Genomic DNA, 15690 nt, shown 5'->3' with positions numbered 1-15690 from the left:
GCCGAAGCCGCTTGTCCGGGCCCCGATCGACGGGCGGGATCAGGTCGTGGACTTGACCTTGATGGTGCCGTCGACGATCTTCTTCTTCGCGGCGTCCAGCTGGGCCTGGATGTCCTTGAGGTGGTCACCCGTGGTGGTCAGGCTGACGCCGCCCTTGGCCAGGGAGTAGGTGTTCGTGCCGGTCAGCGGCTTGCCGTCCTTGACGGACTTGACCAGGTCGAACACGCCGGTGTCGACGTTCTTGACGACCGAGGTCAGGATCGTGTCCTTGTACTTCGCCAGCGCCGGGTCCAGGGCCTGGTCGGAGTCGACTCCGATGGACCAGGCGCCCTTCTTGCCCGCGACGGCCTCGATCGAACCGGCACCCGAGCCGCCCGCGGCGGCGAAGATGACGTCGACGCCCTTGTCGAGCATTCCCTTGGCGGCTTCCTTGCCCTTGTCGGGGCTGCCGAAGCCGGACAGGTCCGAACCGGTGGACAGGTACTGGATCTGCACCTTGGCCTTGGGGTTCGTGTCGGTGACGCCCTGCTGGAAGCCGGCGGCGAACTTCTTGATCAGCGGAAGGTCCACACCGCCGATGAAGCCGACCTGGCCGTCCTTGGACTTCAGCGCCGCCGCGACACCGGCGAGGTAGGAGCCCTGCTCCTCGGTGAAGACGATCGAGTCGACGTTCTTCACGTCGGAGACCGAGTCGACCAGACCGAAGCTGACCTTGGGGTACTTGGGCGCGATCTTGTCGACCGCGTCCTTGTAGGCGAAGCCCACGGCGACGACCGGGTTGTAGCCGCCCTCGGCGAGCGACTGCAGGCGCTGCTCGCGGTCGGCCGGGGTCTCACCGTTCTTGGCGGTGAGCTCCTTCGTCTGGGCGTGGAACTCGGCCTTGGCCTTGTCCAGGCCGCGGGCCGCGGAGTCGTTGAACGAGTTGTCGCCCCGGCCGCCCACGTCGTAGGCCATGCCGATCTTCATCTCGCCCTTGTCGGAGCTGGTGGACTCGTCGGACGAGCTGCCACACGCGGTGGCAGTGAGGGCGAGCGCCGCCGTAATGGCACACGCGGCGGTGATCTTGGATACCGGGCGCAAGGGAAGGCTCCTTCAAACCTGACCGAAGCGCCTCTTCCGGCGCTGGTTTCGCGGCGATCGTAACGCGCGTAGATGTCAGATAAAGCCCTGTACGGAAGCCGTTATCGGATCGTCGCGAACCGGGGGTGACCTGTCCGGTTACAGATGATTACCGTCCAGCAACGCAGAGGCGGTGAAGAGCTCCACGGCCACGGTGATCGCCTCCTCGTCCGCGTCGAAGTTGCCCCGGTGCAGGTCCAGCCCACAGGTGTCGCCGGGCGTCCGCACTCCGAGCCGCGCCATCGCGCCGGGAACGTGCTCCAGATACCAGGAGAAGTCCTCCCCGCCCAGGCTCTGCTCGGTGTCCTCGATCGCATACGATCCGCGGCGGGCGGTCATGGCCCCGGCGAGCAGATCGATCGCGGCGGCGTCATTGACCACGGGCGGGACGCCCCGGATGTAGTTGATCACCGTCTTGGCCCGGTGCATTCCGGCCACCTCGTCGATCGCCGCGTGCACCAGGTCGGGGGCGGCCCGCCAGGCCGCCAGGTCCAGGCAGCGGACGGTGCCCGACAGCTCGGCGTGCTGCGGGATCACGTTGCAGGCGTGCCCGGTCTCCAGCCGCCCCCAGGTCACCGCGAGCCCGGCCCGCGCGTCGACCCGGCGGGCCAGCAGCGCGGGGACCTCGGTGGCCACCCTGGCGGCGGCGGTGACCAGGTCGGTGGTCAGGTGCGGGCGGGCGGTGTGCCCGCCGGGCCCGTCCAGGGACAGCTCCAGCCGGTCGCAGGCGGAGGTGATCGCCCCGACCCGCAGCCCGATCCGCCCCACGTCGACCTTCGGGTCGCAGTGCACCCCGATGATCCGGCCGACGCCCTCCAGCACCCCCGAATCGATCGCGTCGGGCGCCCCGCCGGGCAGCACCTCCTCGGCCGGCTGGAAGACCAGCCGCACCGGGTTGGGCAGCAGCCCCTGCCGGTCCAGCCCGGCGAGCACGAGGCCGGCGCCGAGCACGGCGGTGGTGTGGACGTCGTGCCCGCAGGCGTGCGCCCGGTCGGGCACGGTGGAGCGGTAGGGGACGCCCGTCTTGGTGTCCGGGATCGGCAGCGCGTCGATGTCCGCCCGCAGCGCCAGCATGGGCCGGGTGGCCTCGCTCCGCGTCCCCACGTCGCACATGAGCCCGGTCCCGGAGGCGAGCACCCGGGGTTCGAGGCCCGCCAGCTCCAGCCGGGCCTTGATGGCCGCGGTGGTGCGGAACTCCTGGTTGCCGAGCTCGGGGTGCATGTGCAGATCGCGCCGGAAGGCGATCAGCTCGGCGCGCAGCGCTTCTGGCAGCGTGCCGGGCAGGGCCTCCGCTGCGGGCGGCTGGGCTTCACAAACGCTGGACGTCGAGTGGTTCACTCGTGAAGCGTAAAGCCGTTCCCCCTCCAACTGACCATGAAACAAGAAAAGTTCAGCCACATAGGCGAATAAATGACCGGGTCACGGCGTGTGGGCCGACACCGTGGTGGGTAAACTCCCGCGCGCTCTCACGGCGGAGCGGTGATCACCTCGCGGGCGCTCCGGGTGAACTTCTCCCGGCTCCTCTCCACCGCGTCGACCGCGTCTTCGAGGCCGGTGCGGTACCCGTCGTCCGGCAGCCCCTCGCGCACCCCGTGGAGCACCCCTTCGAGGTGGGCCCGCAGGGACCGCACGTCCGACCACACGTTCACGGCGTCCTCGGCCACGGGCTCCGGCCCCATGAGATCGAGCCGGGCCTGCGCCCTGTACAGCGCGAACACCGCGCTCCCGAGCTCCTGGACCGCCGCGTCCAGCACCTCGACCGGCGGCGGGGTGTCCCGGGCGGAGGCCGGTACACCGTCCTGGTGGGCGATCCGGTGCAGCACGTCGTCGACCGGTTCCGCCGCCTGCATGAACGCGAGGTACGCCTCACGGCGTTCGCCCCGCAGCGCCCGCCCGTGCTCGACCAGCCCCTGGTCATGCGCCTGCCGCCGGGCGGACGCATACGTCAGCCCGGAGGTGCACAGGGTTCCGGCGACGCCCAGCCCGGTTCCCAGCAGGGCCGCCCACGCTTGGTCCATGCGGTCCATTTTCTGCGATACGCCGCCGGACGCGGCCTTTTCGCGGATATTCGCTCCTCCTAGACTCGGGAGCGCAGACCAGACGTCACACATGGACGATTACGGACCATGGCTTGGAGGACGGACAGGTGGCCGCAGCATCACAGCCCCCGCCGGACGATCCGGCGGCGGATTCGGCAGCGCGGTTCGCTCACGGGTTACGGACCCTGCGCAGCGCGGCGGGCACGCCGTCGTACCGTCAGATGAGCGCGCGTACGGGCCAGTCGCCCGGCGCCCTGTCCGACGCCGCGGAGGGCAGCCTGCTGCCGCCCCTCGAAGTCGCCCTGGCCTACGCGGAGTTCTGCGGCGGCGACCGCGGGGAGTGGGAGCGCCGGTGGCTGGCGGCGAACGCCGGGTCCGGTGCCGCGCCCCGGCGGGGCCGGCGGCGGACGGTCGTCGCCGTCGCGGGTGGTGCCGTGCTCGCGCTCGCGGTCGCCGTGGCGGTCCTCGCGATCCGGCCGGGGCACGAGGCGCCACCGCCGGACGCGGCCGGCGGCTCCTCCCGCTTCTTCGCCGACGACGACGCCTTCAACCAGCGGCATCCGCGCCCCCGTCTGTCACCCGACTCCGCGCAGATGGTCACCGGCCTGCTCGCCACGGGCCGGGTGGAGGTGTACACCGGCACGGCCGGCTCCCTGGTGTACCGGGCCACGTCCGGCACGCGGACCTACGACGTCACTCCGCGCAAGCACGTCGGCCAGTGGGGGGCCAACCCCTTCGAAGGTGCCGCCTTCCCCTGGGACCCGTCGTGGAAGGCGCCCTCACCGGATCGCGAGTGGACGGTGGTGATCGGACCGGACGGGCGGGCGATGGAGTGCTGGCGGACCGAGGTGGTGAACGGCAGGCCGAGCTGTGAGTGGGGAGCCGTCTCCGACACCCGGGGCTCGTCGGTCTCGGAGAAGGGCCAGGAGACGGGCAGCGGCCTGTCCCGCCTCGCCGGACTGATCACCCGCGCGGACTGGAAGGCCGGCCGCATCGATCACGCCCTGAGCTTCGGCACCCCGGACAACGGCGGCGGGCACGTCCTCCCCGCGGTCGGCAGCGACGGCAAGGGCCAAGGGCCCTGGCGCGCGGGGCAGTTCATCTGGCTGGACCCCTCGTACGACATCGACGCCGACACCTCGCTCAAGCCGTACGAGCGGATGATCGCGAAGGCGTTGCAGGAGTACGGCGCGTTCGACGTCAAGAACGCCGGCAGGTTCAGCTTCACGTCCGAGTTCGGATCGCGGGCCCCGGGCGACAACGGCGAGGCGTACGCCTCCCTCGGCCACATCAGGTTCGCGGAGTACCTGCGGGTCGGGACGGTCGAGCCGCCGCCGTAGGCGGCCGCTTCTCGAACATGTCGCTCATGGCCGTCCGCCGCGACGAAATGGCGGAGACTCCCCCGGGCCCTACCGGTCCGAACCGCCTGTACACCCCATCGGCCGGCGGCTTACGCTGCGTCGTTGCCGTCGGACGCGGATACGCGTCCGGCATCGCGTGAACGGTTCCTGGGGGGAGCCGTCGGACGAGGGGGGCCTCAGCAGTGCTCGGCACGGTGGAGGAGCGCGTTCAGTCATGCCCGGAGTGCGGGGAGGAGATCCGGACGGACCACAGGTTCGTACCGTGGTGTGCCGCCTGCGACTGGAACGTGGACCCGGGTGAGCCCGAGGAGCCGGGCGGGCGGATGGAGGCCCTGCGGCGCAGGCTCGCCCGGGAGCACGGGGAGCGGCTGCTGGCCGAGGTGACGACGGACGAGGCCCTGCGCCCCCGGCGCGACGCGGCGAGTGTCCTCGCCCTGGCGCTGGCGCTGGCCGTCCACGGCTTCACGGCCGCGCTGTTCGTCGGCGGAGTGGTGCTGGTCGTCCTCGGCTGGGGCGGCGCGCTCCCGGTCCTCGGCGCTCTGTGCCTGTTCATCGCCTGGCTCCTGCGCCCCCGGTTCTCGCACCTGCCCGAGGACGAGCAGGTGCTGTACCGGTCGGACGCGCCCGAACTGTTCGCCCTGATCGACGAGATCGCCCGGACGGTGGGGACGACCGGGGTGCACGCGGTCGCGGTCAACGGAGAGACCAACGCGAGCGTGTCGACGTACGGCCTGCGGCGCCGCAGGCTGCTGACCATCGGTCTCGGCCTCTGGGAGATGCTCACCACCGGCCAGCGGATCGCGCTGCTGGGCCATGAACTCGGCCATTACGCAGGCGGTGACACCCGCCACGGTCTGGTCATCGGGAACGCGCTCGGCTCGTTGCGCACCTGGCTCTACCTGCTGAGCCGGATCGAGCGCCCCACGGTCCCCGAGGCCGTGCTGAACGCCCTCTGTCTGCTCCCCCGCGGCGCTGTGCTCGGCGCCGCGATGGCCCTCGACCACCTGACCCTGCGCGCCACCCAGCGCGGCGAGTACCTGGCCGACTCCTTCGCCGCCCGGTGCGGCTCGACGGAGGCCGCCGTGGGGCTGATGGACGCGCTGATGGTCTCCGGCTCCGCCGATGCCACCCTGCTGCGCGAGTCCAACGTGCTGCGCGGCCACCGCGGGGCGGCCGGTGAGGCCGAGAGCGGCCTGTGGGACCGGCTGGCCGCCCATACGGAGTCGATTCCGGCGAGCGAGTACGAACGTCAGCGCCGCCGAGACGCCCTGCGCGGGCACAGCGTCGACTCCACGCACCCCCCGACCCACCTGCGCCGATCCCGGCTGCTGGCCGTCGCCGCCCTGCCGGCGGCGGTCACCGTGGACGCGGCGCGCGGTTCCGCGGTGCGGACCGAACTCTCGGGGGCACGGAAGCTGGTGGCGCGCCGCATCCTGAACGGCGGGTAGTTCCGGCCGGGGTGCGCGTCACCCGCGAGGCGATCGGTGACCGTCCGCGACGCCTGCCCCGGTCGCGTCCTCCGCGCTCCCGTCCAGCCGGTTCCCACGGCTCACGGCGACGCACACAACTTCCCGGTACACCTGGGACAGGGCGTCCTGCTCAGCCCTCAAGGCCCAGCCGGCCCGCGAGATCCGACACCGGGGAGACACGGCGTCGCTCTTCGCCTCGCAGATCGGACACGAGGCGTCGGCTCGTCGAGTGGTAACGCATCCACTCCGGTGCGATCCGCTCGGCCGTCAGCAGCGCGCGCACCGCGCCGTCCGCGTTGTTCAGCTCCGTGTGCGCCAGTGCCCGGTCGACGTGGAAGCGGGCGAGCCAGGTCGGCGGGAGGGAGCGCAGATCGGGGACGGTACGGGCGGTACGGAGCGCCTCGGCACTGTCCTCCGTCTCGACCAGGAAGTTGACCTTGGCCACACCCACGTTCGTCGGCCCGAACGGAGTCGCGTAGTCGAGTCGGTCCGTGCCGATACGGGCGGCCGCCGCGCTCACCAGGGTCAGCAGTTCGCGCACGGTGTCGTGGCGGCCGGCGCGCACCGCCGCCGTCGCCGCCCGGAGCAGGAGAATCCCCCAGAGCGACAGTTCGACCGGCTGGGACCGGAACGTCGGCTCGACGCGCTCGGCGGTGACCGTGGCGATCCGCTCGGCATCCGCCAGCCTGCCCTGCCGAGTGAACACCCAGGCGAGACTGGAGATCCCCGCGGTCTCCAGGTGCGGATCGTCTCCCTTGCGCGCGGCCTGTGTCGCCCGCTCCAGCGCGGTGAAGCCCGCGTCCTCCTTGCCGAGCGCGGTCAGTGTGGTGGCGGCAACCTGATACGCCTCGGCCAGCACCGAGTACGCTGCCGCCGCATCCGCGCCGCTGTGCGCCCGTACGGCCGCTCTCGCATCGCGGATCAGCTGGGGCAGCAGCAGACCGATCTCACCGATGCGTCCCTCCCGCCGGACGAGCTCCGTGGACCGCAGCGCCGCCCGTAACTGCGCAAGCGTGGGCGGCTCCTCGGGGTCGGACTCCTCCCCCAGCAGATCGGCGACCGGCGAGAGCACCTGTCGCAGGGCCAGCACCGAGGGCTGGTCCTGTTCGCCGCGCACCTCGAATGTGGAGGGCTGCCCGACGAGTACGGACGGCTCGACATCCAGGCGCGTGCCAGGGCGTTGAGGGTCGTGAGCCGCGCAGTGCTGCGCACGCCCTGTTCGAGTTTGCGGACGACGTCGACCGAGACACCCGCGCGCTCGGCGAGCCTCTCCTGGGTCAGCTTCCGCCGCAGTCGCAGCCGGGCGATCCGGTCACCGATACCGGGCTCCTCGTGGAACTCCATGGCCACCACCCGCGCAACTGGTCCGAGTCCGACTCACCACGATACGACCAGGGTTGAGCCGTGGCGGGGCACCGAAGCCCGATGGGCGCTCCACCGTGCCGCGCGACGGTCGAGCCGCTGTCATCGCAGGAGTCCGGCACCGCCGTCAGTCCGGCAGCCCGCGGCGCACCGGGAAGAGGGCCAGTCCGATGCACAGGGCTCCCGCCGTCAGCAGGTCCAGGCTCACGGCCATCATGACGGTCCCGGCCAGCACCAGCAGCGGGGACCAGGCCGGGACCTCGTTCCGGCGGAGGAACGCGAGCAGGGTGACGAGCGCAAGCAGCCCGAGCCAGAACAGCATCGGCACCGCCGTGTAGACCACCGGCATCACACCGGGCACGTCCTGCACCTTCTCGAACATGTCGCTCATGGCCCGGTCGTCCGCCGCGACGAACCCGACCGCCAGGTCGATCACCGCCTGGACCGTGACCGCGGCCACCCCCAGCAGCCCGGCCCCGGCCGCCACCCGGACCCCGGCCCGTCCGGCGCCCCGTGCCCCGTCCGGCATCCGCAGGCCCCGGAAGACCGGGACGAACGCGAGCACCCCGGCCAGGAACAGCAGGTGCGCCACCGACCACCACGCCCCGGGCCCGTAGTCCCCCACCGCCCGCCCGGCCAGCCGCACCAGGCCGTAGCCGGCCATCAGGGCCGGACCCAGGAGGAACTTCCTTGCGGTGGAGCTGTCCTGACGTCGCGTCACATCCGTGGTCTGCATGCTTCGATGATCGTCCCGGTGTGTCCCCGGCCGCTATCGGGGATGACCCCGGGCCGACCCTGGTCCGGATGCCGGCGGCACCCGGGGGTGGGCTCGGGGTCGGCGGCCGGAGCGAGTCCGCTCGCCGTGGCCTGGCGTTGGTCAGGTCCTCCTACGACGTCCAGGTCATGCCCGTCTGACCCTGCCCGGCCGGCGGGCCCGTCCGGCCGGCTCACGCCTCCCTCGTCACCGCCGTCGCCCGCCACGGCGCCAGCCGCTGGACGTCGCGGGCCGTCTCCGTGACACCGGCCAGGAAGCCCTGGGCCCGTGGGGACGCCGTTTCGCGGAGCCACTCCGGGGCGATGTCACAGACCGCGACCTTCACCTCGGTGCCGACCAGGGCCAGCGGCAGGGTGTGGACCACCGTGGAGGGGAAGCTCAGGACCGTGCGGCCGATCGGGCCGCGGCGGGCGATGAGTTCCAGGGGGAGGTCGGGGCGGACGATCTCCAGGCCGGTGGCGGCTTCCAGGGCGTGGAGCTTCTCGGTGGATTCGCGGCGGTGGGCGAAGTAGCGGGTGGCGCCGTGGGTGCGGGCCAGCTCGGCGACCGCCTCCAGGTACGGGGCGCGGTCGACCACGCCCGTCTCCACCAGGGAGGTGCCGACCAGGTCCGCGCCCTTGGTGAGCAGCGGCGGGCCGAAGCGGGAGCGGGTCCAGGAGAAGGTGTTGGGGATGAGGGTGATGCCGGGCGGCGGTATCACCGGCATCGCGGTGAAGAGTTCGACCTCGCGGGCCGCGGACGGGGTGAAGCGGCGCCGCGCGGTGGCGGTGACCGGGGCCAGGGCCAGGTCGCGGGGGCTCGATCCGCCGCGGCGGTGCCAGCGGGTGAGGCGTTCGCCGCGGGTGATCTGGGCGACGAACTCCATGGTGGCGGTGCCGTCGTCGACCACGGTGAGGCGGCGCGGCCGCACCAGGGTGAGCAGCAGCTGCACGTAGCGGGAGAACGGGTCCCCGATGACGATGTGGTCGGCGTTGCGGACGAGCCGGGTCAGGGCGCGCAGCGACTTCAGGGGGGTGCCCGAGTCGCCGCGCGCCTCCTGCCAGCGCACGGTGACGCCCTCGTCGCGGGCCAGCTCCGCCATCCGGCGCAGCTGGCCGCGCGACATCGGGTCGACCGGAGGGAGGACGACGACGGTGACGTCCGCGAGGACGCGGCCGCCGCCTCCCTCTGTGTAGGCCCACTCCAGGACGTTCAGGAGCTGGACCGGGCTCTCGACGAAGGCGAGGTTCACCGGTCTGCCCGTCAGACCGCGAGCGGCTCGGCGGCCTGGGCCGTCTCACCGCTCTCCGCGACGACGCCCGGGACCCGGCGGAGCTTCTTCATCGGGCCGAGCTCCGACTCGTACACCTTCTTGACGCCGTCGCCGAGGGACGCCTCGATGGTGCGGATGTCGCGGACCAGGCGGGTGAGGCCCTGGGGCTCGACGGACGCGGCCTGGTCGGAGCCCCACATGGCGCGGTCGAGGGTGATGTGGCGCTCGACGAAGGCGGCGCCGAGGGCGACGGCGGCGAGGGTGGTCTGCAGGCCCGTCTCGTGGCCGCTGTAGCCGATCGGGACGTTGGGGTACTCCTGCTGAAGGGTGTTGATGACCCGGAGGTTCAGCTCCTCCGCCTTCGCCGGGTACGTCGAAGTGGCGTGGCAGAGCAGGATGTTGTCCGAGCCGAGCACCTCGACCGCGTGGCGGATCTGGCGCGGGGTGGACATGCCGGTGGAGAGGATCACCGTGCGGCCGGTGGCGCGCAGCGAGCGCAGCAGCTCGTCGTCGGTGAGGGAGGCGGAGGCCACCTTGTGGGCGGGGACGTCGAACTTCTCCAGGAACGTGACGGCCTCGGTGTCCCACGGGGAGGCGAACCAGTCGATGCCGCGCTCGGCGCAGTGCTCGGAGATGGCCCGGTACTCGGTCTCGCCGAACTCGACGCGGTGGCGGTAGTCGATGTACGTCATCCGGCCCCAGGGGGTGTCGCGCTCGATGTCCCACTGGTCGCGCGGGGTGCAGATCTCCGGGGTGCGCTTCTGGAACTTGACGGCGTCGCAGCCGGCCTCCGCGGCGGCGTCGATCAGCGCGATGGCGTTGTCGAGGTCGCCGTTGTGGTTGATGCCGATCTCGCCCGTGACGTAGACGGGGTGGCCGGGGCCCGCGGTGCGGTCGCCGAGGGTGCGCAGTCGTGAGGTGTTCATGAGGGTGGTCCTTACTCGGTGGGGGTGGAGCCGGTGGGGGTGGAGAGGTGGTCGGTGAGGGTGGGGCCGAGCAGCCAGGCCGCGATCTCGCGGATGGCGCCGAAGCCGCCGGGTGTGACCGTCACGGCGCGCGCCGCGGCGCGTACCGAGTCGTGGGCGCTCGCGACGGCGACGGGCCAGCCGGCGAGTGCGAAGCAGGGGAGGTCGTTGACGTCGTTGCCGACGTACATGACGCGTTCGGGGGCGATGGACTGCTCGTCGCACCACTGCTTGAGCGCGAGGTCCTTGCGGTCGATGCCGTGCAGGACGGGGACGCGGAGCTTGTGGGCGCGGGCGGCGACGACCGGGTTCTGTTCCGTGGAGAGGATCAGGAGGGGCAGGCCCGCCCTGCGCAGCGCGGCGATGCCGAGTCCGTCGCCCCGGTGGACGGCGACCGTCTCGCGGCCGTCGGCGTCAATGAGGACCCGGTCGTCGGTCTGGGTGCCGTCGAAGTCCAGGACGACCGCGTCGATGTCGTCGCGGGTGGGCAGCGGCGCCGGGTCGAGGAGCGGGGCCAGGGCGCGGGCGCGGGCCAGGTCGTGCGGGTCGTCGATCTCCAGCACCCGCGCCGGGTCGGTGCGCACCAGGGCGGTGTGGCCGAAGAAGCGGTGGCGGTGGGTACGGAAGCCGGCCGCGTCCATCGCGTAGGCGGCGCCGGTCTCGAGGAGGTCCTCGGGGCGGTCCTGGCGGCGGGGGCGGACCGACTTGTCGTGGTTGACGCCGTAGTTGTGGTCCTCGACCGCGCTGCCGTCGCGCCACAGGAAGCCGTGGAACGGGGCGACGGTGACGGCCGTGTCGGCGCCGTCCCGGGAGACCGCGGCGGCGACGCCGTCGATGTCCTCGCGGGCGACGAAGGGGCTGGTGCACTGGACGAGGAGGACGACGTCCACGCGCCGGCCGTGCTCGGCCTCGTAGCTGTCCATCGCGTGCAGCACGGCGGCCTCGCTGGTCGCGGTGTCCCCCGCGATGGCCTCGGGGCGCCGCACGCAGTGCACCCGGGCGCTCTCGCCGAGCGCTTCGCCGGCGGCGCGGACGGCCTCGGCGACGGCCGGGGCGTCGGTGGTCACGACGACGTCCGTGACCTCGGCCGACGCCAGGCAGGCGCGGACCGCGCGGACGACCAGTGGTACGCCGCCGACCTGGGCGAGGTTCTTGGCCGGTACGCCCTTGGATCCGCCGCGGGCGGGGATCACGGCGAGCACGGTGGGCGGTGTGGTGGCCGGTGTGGTGGGCTGCGTCATCGCTGCTCCCGGGGGTGTCTCGGTAGGGGTGTTCACAGCTCGCGAAGGAGTGGCAGGGGTGTTCACAGCTCGCGGAGGAGTCGTGGCAGGGGTGTTCACAGCTCGCCCATCCGCCGGATGACCGGGGCGACCCGCTGGACGCCGTGGCGGTACGCGCCCCGCGCCGCGTCCCGGACCGCCTCGCGCACCGCTCCCCTGACCCGGCCGGTCTCCCCGGTCGCGGGGGCGCCCGGCAGCGGGTGGCCGTCGGGGGCCAGGTGGTGGCGGGCGAGGATGCCGGGGAGGTAGCCGGGGGCGGTGGCGGGCGTGTAGTAGGGCGCCGGGCCGGGCAGCCGGTCCTTCGCCAGCAGGGCGGCGACCCGGGCGCGGGCGGTGTCGTAGGCGGCGTCGTAGCCGCCGTCGGCGGCGACGCCCTGGCCGGCCAGCCAGTGCTCGTCGGGCTCCGGGTGGGCGCCGCCGTCCAGGTGGTCCCAGGAGGTGAGCAGGCCGGAGCCGATGAAGTGGTGGTTGCCGAGGGTCTCGCGCACCCCGAGGTCGGTGAGGACGGCGGTGGGGATGCGCCGGTGCAGGGATTCCAGGGCGGCGGTCGAGGAGACGGTGACCAGCAGGTCGGTGCGGTCCAGGACCTCGCCCATGTTCCCGTACACCAGGCGGAAGTTGGGCGGGAGCCCGCCGGGCAGCCGCTCGGCGAGGCGCTGGTAGGGGAGTTCCTCGACGTGGGTGGTGTGCTCGCCCGGCTTGGAGCGCAGCTTCAGCAGCACCTCGCGCCCCGGGTGCAGCCTGGCGTGTTCGACGAGCCTGCGCAGCAGGTACGTACGGTCGGCGCGGGAGGCCGGTACGGAGGGCTGGGCGGCGAACACGACGGTGTCGCGGCCCTGTTCGGGGGTGTACGGGGCGCCGCCGAGGAACGGCAGGGCGGCCTCCGTGACGGCCGAGGCGTCGGCGCCCACTCCCTCGTACACCGCACGGAAACGCTCCGCGTCGTGGCGGGAGTTGGCGAGGACGACATCGGCGCCGTGCCGCAGCAGCAGCCCGTCCGCGAGCTTCTCGTAGACGACGCCGACGTAGCCGGTGACGACGACGGGCCTGGCGGGCAGCCGGAGTGCGGCGAGGCCGTGCAGCATCGCCTGGACGGCGCCGCCGACCAGGGCGAGGACCACCAGGTCGTATCCCTCGTCGCGCACGGTGTGCAGGAATTCGGCCGCCGTGACCTCGCGCACCCGGTCGGTGGCGATCCCGACGTCCCCGACCTCGGCGAGCTGGCGCGGGGTCGGGGTCGCCCGGCCGCGGAGCAGCAGTCCGCCGATCTCCGCCCGGGGCGCGCCCGCACGGCCGTCGCCCGAGGTCAGCCGGCGCGCGGTGAGCGCGCCCCACTTCCATCGGGTGTCGGAGTCGGCGAGCACGGCCACCCGGAGCGCCGGGGGCGGCGCGTCCGTGGATTCCGGTTCTGCCGGAGAAGCCGAATTGCTGTTACGAGGGGGCACGTCCAAGAAGGTAGGAAGGCCCGGGGGTGCGCAGCCCAACGTGACAGCAACAAAGGGTTAACAGCCCACCGACGCTTGCCCAACCCGCCGCCGGACCGCTCGGACGGGCCGGAAAAGCACCCCCGGGTGCTTACCGGTTCATCATTTCGACGGGTGCCGTTCACTCCGCGTCCGTACGGCCGCAAGGGCGAATGCCCGGCCCGGAACTAGCGTGATGCGGGTGGTTAAGCTCTCCGTCATCGTGCCGTTCTACAACGTGCAGACATACGCCCCCGACACCCTGAGAAGCCTGCGGGCGAACGCCCGCGAGGACTTCGAGTTCATTCTCGTCGACGACTGCTCGACCGACGGGACCGCGGACATGCTGCGCCGCGCGCAGGACGAGATTCCGGGGGTGGTCGTCCGCAGACACGAACAGAACGGCGGACTGGCCACCGCCCGGAACACCGGTCTGGACGCGGCCCGCGGCGAGTACCTCGCCTTCCTGGACGGCGACGACTGGCTCGCCCCCGGTTTCTACGCCGAACTCCTGGCCCGGACCGAGGCGTTGGGCTGCGACTTCGTCCGTACCGACCATGTGCAGGCCGACGGCAGGACCCGTACCGTCCAGCGCGTCCCGCACGGCCCCAGGGGCGAGGTGATGGCGCCCCGGGACGCGATCCTGCCCGCCGGGCGCAGCACCTCGGTCGACTACGCGTACGCCTGGGCGGGCCTCTACCACCGCCGGCTGCTGGACCGCGGGCTGCTGCATTTCACGGACGGTCTGCGCACCGCGGAGGACCGGCCGTGGATCTGGCGGCTGCACCGCGAGGCGGATTCCTTCGCGGTGCTGGGACTTCTCGGAATCTTCTACCGACGCGGCGTCGCCTCGTCGCTCACCCAGATCGGTGATATGCGCCAGCTCGATTTCATTCGCTCGTTCGACCAGGTCGTACGGGAAACAGCGGCGGACCGCGATGCGCGGGAACTCCTGCCGAAAGCGGTCCGGAACTATTGCGCGATCATTTCCCATCACATGGGTTCGATCGAAAGATTCGAACCCGCTGTGGCGCGTGCGCTGAAATCGATGAGCGCCGGTGCTCTCGGGCGAATGCCGCAGGATGTGCTGGACGAGGCCCTGGACTCGATGGACGTCAAGCGCGCGACCCTGCTGCGCCGGCTGCGCCGCCGGTCCGCCGCGAAGGAGGTGGCGGCCGCGTGAGCAGCAGCCGGGCCCGTACGACGCAGATCTTCTTCGCCTCCACCCTCTACGGCACGGCCACGCTCGCCGCCGCCCTGGACGCGGGTCTCTTCGCGGACGCCGGCCGCCGCGTGCTGCTCGTCTCGAACAACGCGGCGATCCCGGAGACGGCGACCGCTCTCGACGCGATGCCCGGGTTCGAGGTGCTGCGCGGCCGGTTCGACGACGTCGTGTCGTGGAACGCGACGATCGCCCCGCACCACCCGGGCGGCTGGTCCCCGCGCCCGGACGACGTACCGCTGTGGGAGCGGCATCTGCGGCTCGCCTGGGGTCTCGGAGACGATGCCGTCGAGATCGCCGTGGAGTCGATCCAGGTCGACCCGGCCATGGCGATCGCCCAGATCTTCACCGGCGTGCCGATCGACGTGTACGCGGACGGGCTGATGAGTTATGGCCCGACCCGGAACAAGATCGACCCGCTGGTCGGCACCCGGGTGCGGCGGCTGCTCCATCTCGACCTGGTGCCGGGGCTGCGGCCGCTGCTGCTCACGGAGTTCGGCGTGGCGCCGCGGATCGTGCCGACCGAGGCCTTCCTCAAGGTGCTCGGCGAGCTGGGTGACGCGCCCGACGTCGCGGCGGGCGTGCCGTCCGCGGAGGCGCCCGCGCTGCTGCTCGGCCAGTACCTCTCCGCGCTCGGCCTGATCAGCGCGGCGGAGGAGGAGGAGCTGCATCTGCGGATGATGCGCGGCGCGGTCCGGCTCGGCCACACCCGGCTGGTGTTCAAACCGCATCCGACGGCCCCGGCCCAGTGGTCGCGGGGGATGGAGGCGGAGGCGGAGCGGCTCGGTGCGGAGCTGACCGTGCTGGACGCGGGGGTGCTCACCGCCCCGGTCCTCGCCGAGGTGCTGTACCGGCGGCTGCGGCCCGCCCTGGTCGTGGGCTGCTTCTCGACGGCGCTGCTCACGGCGTCCGCGTTCTACGGGCTGCCGGTGGCGCGGGTCGGTACGCGGACGCTGCTCGACCGGCTGACCCCGTTCGAGAACAGCAACCGGATTCCGGTCACGCTGGTGGACGCGCTGGTGCCGGACCTGGAGGACCGGGGCGCGGGCGCGGCGCTGCCCGCGGTGGCACCGGACGGGCTGAACGACCTGGTGAGCGCGGTCGGCTTCGCCATGCAGCCGAAGATCTATCCGGGGCTCCGCCCGGTCGCGGAGCGGTATCTCGCCGACCGCCCCGCGGCCGCGACCCGGCGCTACTTCAAGCGCCGGCGGCTGACGTCGCTCGCGCTGCCGGGCGGGGTGCCCGAGCAGCTCGCGTTCCTGCCGCGGAGCGCCGCGGTGCGCCGGGTGGCGCGGCGGGCGAAGGCACTGCGGCCGGGTGCGCGGCGGTGAGCCCGGCCTGAACCGGGGGCCGGTGACAGCGGGTGAGGGGGCGGGACGCTGT

The 15690-nt window shown here is 72.5% G+C and carries 13 protein-coding genes and 1 pseudogene; 4 read left to right on the top strand and 10 right to left on the bottom strand.

What is annotated here, in order from left to right; all coding sequences use genetic code 11:
- Nucleotides 1-39 precede the first annotated feature (39 nt).
- From ACIO3R_RS26130 to ACIO3R_RS26120, 3 genes are all read right to left on the bottom strand, one after another.
- Entirely contained in the window at nucleotides 40-1080 is a 1041-nt protein-coding gene (locus ACIO3R_RS26130; protein ID WP_385038933.1) for a BMP family protein, read from the bottom strand.
- A gap of 138 nt (nucleotides 1081-1218) precedes the next feature.
- Nucleotides 1219-2457 (bottom strand): amidohydrolase, encoded by a 1239-nt coding sequence (locus ACIO3R_RS26125; RefSeq protein ID WP_385038936.1) that lies wholly within the window; start codon nucleotides 2455-2457, stop codon nucleotides 1219-1221.
- 128 nt (nucleotides 2458-2585) lie between these two features.
- Complete coding sequence (locus ACIO3R_RS26120; RefSeq protein WP_385352877.1) at nucleotides 2586-3137, bottom strand: hypothetical protein; 552 nt, start codon at nucleotides 3135-3137, stop codon at nucleotides 2586-2588.
- A gap of 242 nt (nucleotides 3138-3379) precedes the next feature.
- Between ACIO3R_RS26120 and ACIO3R_RS26115 the strand changes: the two genes are divergently transcribed.
- Together ACIO3R_RS26115 and ACIO3R_RS26110 are read left to right on the top strand one after the other, a co-directional pair.
- Entirely contained in the window at nucleotides 3380-4498 is a 1119-nt protein-coding gene (locus ACIO3R_RS26115; protein WP_402109122.1) for an XRE family transcriptional regulator, read from the top strand.
- Nucleotides 4499-4806: 308 nt separating this feature from the next.
- Complete coding sequence (locus ACIO3R_RS26110; protein ID WP_402109119.1) at nucleotides 4807-5967, top strand: M48 family metallopeptidase; 1161 nt, start codon at nucleotides 4807-4809, stop codon at nucleotides 5965-5967.
- A 151-nt stretch (nucleotides 5968-6118) separates the two neighbouring features.
- On the opposite strand, the gene ACIO3R_RS26105 is transcribed toward ACIO3R_RS26110, so the two are convergent.
- The 7 genes and pseudogenes from ACIO3R_RS26105 to ACIO3R_RS26075 form a co-directional block, all read right to left on the bottom strand.
- Nucleotides 6119-7105, bottom strand: a complete 987-nt coding sequence (locus tag ACIO3R_RS26105; protein ID WP_402109297.1) for an XRE family transcriptional regulator — start codon at nucleotides 7103-7105, stop codon at nucleotides 6119-6121.
- Between the two features lie 107 nt (nucleotides 7106-7212).
- Nucleotides 7213-7332 (bottom strand): annotated as a pseudogene (locus tag ACIO3R_RS26100) (helix-turn-helix domain-containing protein); the annotation flags it as partial.
- Between the two features lie 145 nt (nucleotides 7333-7477).
- The gene (locus ACIO3R_RS26095; protein ID WP_402109116.1) at nucleotides 7478-8086 is read right to left on the bottom strand and encodes a hypothetical protein; all 609 of its coding nucleotides are present in this window, start codon (nucleotides 8084-8086) and stop codon (nucleotides 7478-7480) included.
- A 211-nt stretch (nucleotides 8087-8297) separates the two neighbouring features.
- Complete coding sequence (locus ACIO3R_RS26090) at nucleotides 8298-9356, bottom strand: hypothetical protein (RefSeq protein ID WP_363022272.1); 1059 nt, start codon at nucleotides 9354-9356, stop codon at nucleotides 8298-8300.
- A gap of 11 nt (nucleotides 9357-9367) precedes the next feature.
- Complete coding sequence (locus ACIO3R_RS26085; protein WP_363022270.1) at nucleotides 9368-10303, bottom strand: N-acetylneuraminate synthase family protein; 936 nt, start codon at nucleotides 10301-10303, stop codon at nucleotides 9368-9370.
- Between the two features lie 11 nt (nucleotides 10304-10314).
- A complete protein-coding gene (locus ACIO3R_RS26080; RefSeq protein ID WP_385352891.1) occupies nucleotides 10315-11583 on the bottom strand; it encodes a cytidylyltransferase domain-containing protein in 1269 nt (422 codons plus the stop codon).
- 95 nt (nucleotides 11584-11678) lie between these two features.
- Nucleotides 11679-13067 (bottom strand): DUF6716 putative glycosyltransferase, encoded by a 1389-nt coding sequence (locus ACIO3R_RS26075; protein ID WP_402109113.1) that lies wholly within the window; start codon nucleotides 13065-13067, stop codon nucleotides 11679-11681.
- 220 nt (nucleotides 13068-13287) lie between these two features.
- On the opposite strand from ACIO3R_RS26075, the gene ACIO3R_RS26070 reads away from it, so the two are divergent.
- Together ACIO3R_RS26070 and ACIO3R_RS26065 are read left to right on the top strand one after the other, a co-directional pair.
- On the top strand, nucleotides 13288-14268 hold the full coding sequence (locus ACIO3R_RS26070) for a glycosyltransferase family 2 protein (RefSeq protein WP_385038963.1): 981 nt from the start codon (nucleotides 13288-13290) through the stop codon (nucleotides 14266-14268).
- Nucleotides 14265-15638: a polysialyltransferase family glycosyltransferase gene (locus ACIO3R_RS26065; protein WP_385038965.1), complete on the top strand. Its 1374-nt coding sequence runs from the start codon at nucleotides 14265-14267 to the stop codon at nucleotides 15636-15638. Before ACIO3R_RS26070 ends, ACIO3R_RS26065 begins: the two co-directional genes overlap by 4 nt.
- Nucleotides 15639-15690 lie beyond the last annotated feature (52 nt).

The sequence above is a fragment of the Streptomyces sp. NPDC087428 genome (genome assembly GCF_044744085.1).
Lineage (GTDB): Bacteria > Actinomycetota > Actinomycetes > Streptomycetales > Streptomycetaceae > Streptomyces.
This window is presented reverse-complemented; position numbering and strand designations above follow the sequence as displayed.

Coding starts and splice junctions, on each gene's coding strand:
- ACIO3R_RS26120 (WP_385352877.1), bottom strand. CDS start 3,137: ATGGACCAAGCGTGGGCGGCCCTGCTGGGAACCGGGCTGGGCGTCGCC.
- ACIO3R_RS26115 (WP_402109122.1), top strand. CDS start 3,380: ATGAGCGCGCGTACGGGCCAGTCGCCCGGCGCCCTGTCCGACGCCGCG.
- ACIO3R_RS26095 (WP_402109116.1), bottom strand. CDS start 8,086: ATGCAGACCACGGATGTGACGCGACGTCAGGACAGCTCCACCGCAAGG.
- ACIO3R_RS26085 (WP_363022270.1), bottom strand. CDS start 10,303: ATGAACACCTCACGACTGCGCACCCTCGGCGACCGCACCGCGGGCCCC.
- ACIO3R_RS26080 (WP_385352891.1), bottom strand. CDS start 11,583: ATGACGCAGCCCACCACACCGGCCACCACACCGCCCACCGTGCTCGCC.